Annotated in this window: 2 protein-coding genes; one reads left to right on the top strand and one right to left on the bottom strand. The window is 34.1% G+C overall.

Annotation, left to right across the window (positions count from 1 at the left end; translation table 11 throughout):
• Positions 1 to 218 precede the first annotated feature (218 nt).
• On the bottom strand, positions 219 to 1,631 hold the full coding sequence (gene pdxR / locus AC1Q8M_RS27770) for a MocR-like pyridoxine biosynthesis transcription factor PdxR (RefSeq protein ID WP_098366230.1): 1,413 nt from the start codon (positions 1,629 to 1,631) through the stop codon (positions 219 to 221).
• A 117-nt stretch (positions 1,632 to 1,748) separates the two neighbouring features.
• On the opposite strand from pdxR, the gene AC1Q8M_RS27775 reads away from it, so the two are divergent.
• Entirely contained in the window at positions 1,749 to 2,708 is a 960-nt protein-coding gene (locus AC1Q8M_RS27775; RefSeq protein ID WP_098400821.1) for a proline dehydrogenase family protein, read from the top strand.
• Positions 2,709 to 3,935: the final 1,227 nt, after the last annotated feature.

The following is a 3,935-nucleotide window of genomic DNA, read 5'->3' on the forward strand; positions in this document are numbered from 1 at the left end:
GTTGGGACCTTGTCCCTGTGAGAGTAGGACGTCGCCAAGCAACTTTAAGACGAGTCAGAATGACTCGTCTTTTTTGTGTTTAATGAAATAAGCGTGTAATTAATATCGGCTCTATGAGTACGTTTATCTAGTAAGAAATAGCTTTGTTTTAGCATACCTTCAGAAAAATAAGGCTGAGTTTTTTAGGCTCTTTAATTTTGAGCTTTAAAGTCTATTTGTTAACAAGAATATATACGAGGTATTGCCCTCTGTAGCCTACTCACACCCTGTTTTATTTCTTCAGTTGTTAAATGTCCATACCCTATAATAATTCGATTGTGATGTTTTCCTTTTTCAATGGCGTGGTCTTCCACAGGATATACCTTCACTCCGAGTTGTTGGGTTTTCTCAAGTAATTCTTGTGTGAATTGAACTTGATTGAATTCAACAATCAGGTGTAATCCTGTAGAATAACCAAAAATATTGATTTTATTTGAGAATGCTGATTTTAATTGCTGGATAAGGAAGTCTCTTCGATTTTTATAGATTTTTTTCATCTTCATAATATGCCGTTCCAAATAACCTTCGGCAATAAATTTAGCAAGGACAAGCTGATTTAAAGAAGGTGTATGTAGATCGGAAAACCATTTTACCCTGCGACATTTTTCAATAAGGTGTGAGGGAAGAACTAAGTATCCCATCCTAAGGGCCGGTGATAAAATTTTACTAAATGAACCTATATATATAACACGTTCGGGATCCAATCCCTGTAATGAACTTACAGGTGAACCTTCATATCGAAACTCACTGTCATAATCATCTTCAATAAGATAACAATTTGTTTTTCTTGAGTAGTTAATCAATTGAACCCGTCGTTGAATCGGTAACGTTCCACCTAAAGGAAACTGATGAGAAGGAGTAATGAAGATGAATTTTGGATTTTTATTTGCAGGCAGCAAAGATGTATCCATTCCATTATCATCAACCGGTATAGGAGAAAGTAAGGCTCCTGAATTTTTAAAAATTGTTTGAATGTCATTGGTGATGGGATCTTCTATTAGTACTTCGTCACCTGGTGATAAAAGTAACTTAGAAACAAGTGTTAAAGCTTGAGTTGCACCGGAAGTAATCACCAATTGTTCTGGATGACAAAAAACTCCTCTTGTTTTTAGTAAATAGCGTGATAAAACCTTTCTTAATTCGGGGCGCCCTTCGGGAATATCGTATCCAAATGTAGAAGGAGGTGTTTCATTCCATATAGTGTGGGATAACTTTGCCCATCCCTTACGTGGAAATAAGTCTAATGCTGGTATCCCTGAACGGAAATTAATGATATTACTGTCTTTGTTTCTTTCTTCGCACCAAGATAAAGAATCAATTAGAGTTGATTTTTTACGTTGTTCTAAATATGTCCCTTCTGCAATGAATGTCCCGGCTCCTTGCTGAGTGACCAAAAAACCTTCGGAAAATAATTGATCATAAGCTTCTAAAATTACGTTCCTAGACACCCCTAACTCAGAAGATAATTCCCGTGTTGATGGTAGTTTTTCTCCGGATTGCAGCTCTCCGTTTAATATTCGTTCACGTATTTGGTGATAAACCTGTCGAATTAAACTTATATCTAACGATCGATCAATAGGTATCCAAAGCATATAAATGCTCCCTTCAGCAAAATTGGTACCATAAAAGTTTGGGTGAAATGGTACTAATACAAACCATTTTAGCATGCTATAGTTGGATCAAATAGTTCTAAAGGGGATGAAAATGTGATGACTAAACCAGAATTCCAAGTAGCTCAGGCATTTAAATCGATTGCACGAAATGAACATATAAAATCCTATGTACAACAATCTACTGAACTCTATGCGTTATTATTACAAGCTGCGAAACGCTTTGTCACCGGAGAAACGAGACATGAGGGGGTTGGGACGGCAAAGGAACTAATTACAAAAGGTTATCATACTTCACTAGAATACATAGGGGAAAATACTCTAGATATAGAGGAATGTTATAAAGCTAAAAATGAGTTTTTGAATCTTATTGGGGACATGGGTGCTCTATCTATGAAACAAACAGTATCACTCGATTTATCGCATATTGGGTTATCTATAGATCCAGAAATATCTTATATTCATTTAATGGAGTTGGCAGAGAAGGCGAAAGTACATGGAACTACCCTTATGATAAGTATGGAAGAATCATCTAAAGCAGCGGACATTCTTTCCATTTATAAAAAGGTAACTGAGCAATATCATAATGTAGGGATAACAATACAGACACATTTATATCGCTCAAACAATGATATTCAAGAACTCCTTCATTATCCAGGGAAAATAAGAGTTGTAAAAGGTGCCTATCAAGAAGTTCCGGATATTGCTATGCCTAGGTCAACTGATTTAAATCAACAGTATCTTCAAATTGTAGAACAACTAGTTGAACACAATCATCCTGTATCTATAGCTACACATGATGAAATTCTTATTACAGAGATGGAGCAACGTCAATATTTTAGTCAAACTAATGTAGAAATAGAAATGCTATATGGAATTCGTCCGGATATGTTAAGAGATTTGAAAAACAAAGGACATAACGCTAGAGTATATTTGACTTATGGGAAAGAGTGGTACTTGTATCTATGTCACCGGATAGCTGAACATCCAGAAAATTTATATCGTGCAGTGACAGATATGATACATTCACCTTCAGCAGAGCGGAGTAGGGAATATTGAATAGACATTTAATACTAAATGTAAAAATGATTTTGGCTGTGGCCTAAAAATAAGAGCCGGATTTTTCTTAGAGTAGAAATTCCGGCTCATTTTATATTGAAATTTTTCAATGTATATTTGCGTTACATACTGACAGGACTACTATAGATGTTAAGAAGATTATGATTTATAATTGTACAGCCGTAGTATACCTTGTTGCAGAATTTTGTTTTTATTGTTGCGTATTCTTAGAGTTGTAGGTAGAAATAAAAGAATTTATGACTCTATATGTATTTCAAAAGGGAAGAGATATAAAATATATACTAAAAACAATAAAACTAAATGCTTTGTTAGTGGAACGATTCGTTCTTCTAGCGGCAAACGTAAATATAGGTATAGGATAAACATCTTTTAATGTTATAAAAACTGAAGTAATGAAAAGAACGAATGTTCTCTTTGGCATGTTTGGTACACTTGATCAATTGAGGTGCGTATTTTTAATCCAGTATATGTGTTTAAAAAGAAATGCTATTAATCTATTCGGACCTTGAGCATATCTTAAATGTTTATTAAGAGGATATGGCTGTATGGAAATGGATGATGCTAAAGATGAAAGAGATATAAGGTTGATATTTCAGTGACATAAGGATAGTTAGTAAATATATTAGTATGTTTCTGTATATTTACGAGTAAACAGATAAGCAACCATTACTTCATATAAGGGGAACTCAGGACTCTATAACTAGAGTAGTATATGAGTTTATTATGAATTTCTGTATCGTTGTCTGTTATAAGAATGCGTATATCTTCAATCGTTTCTAATAGAGTGCGTGATAAACAAAGAAGTATTAGGGAGTGTAATAACTTTTTAATTACATATTAGTATTTATTAAAGTCGGGTTGTTAGTTTTGTTGGGTAAAAAATTCTGTGCAAATTAAGTCTAGGGTTTAAGTTAACTTGAAAGAATAGATTAAAGAGAAGCAGAAGGGGGATTCCAGTAATGGATCCTTGTAGTGGCGTATCTAGCTAAAAGAGCATAAAAATATTAAATTGAATATCTTTATAAAAAGGTATTGACGATTAGTATATAGAGGTGTAATATAGAACAAGTCGCCGATGCAATAACGCAGAAGACGACAAACGAAATAAAAAACTTGGTTGACATTAACTAACGAAGATGTTAACATAAGGAAGTCGCAAATGAGCGACCAAGTAGTTCTTTGAAAACTGAACGAAACAAACAACGT

The sequence above is a fragment of the Bacillus sp. GW823-FHT06A10 genome (genome assembly GCF_058795375.1).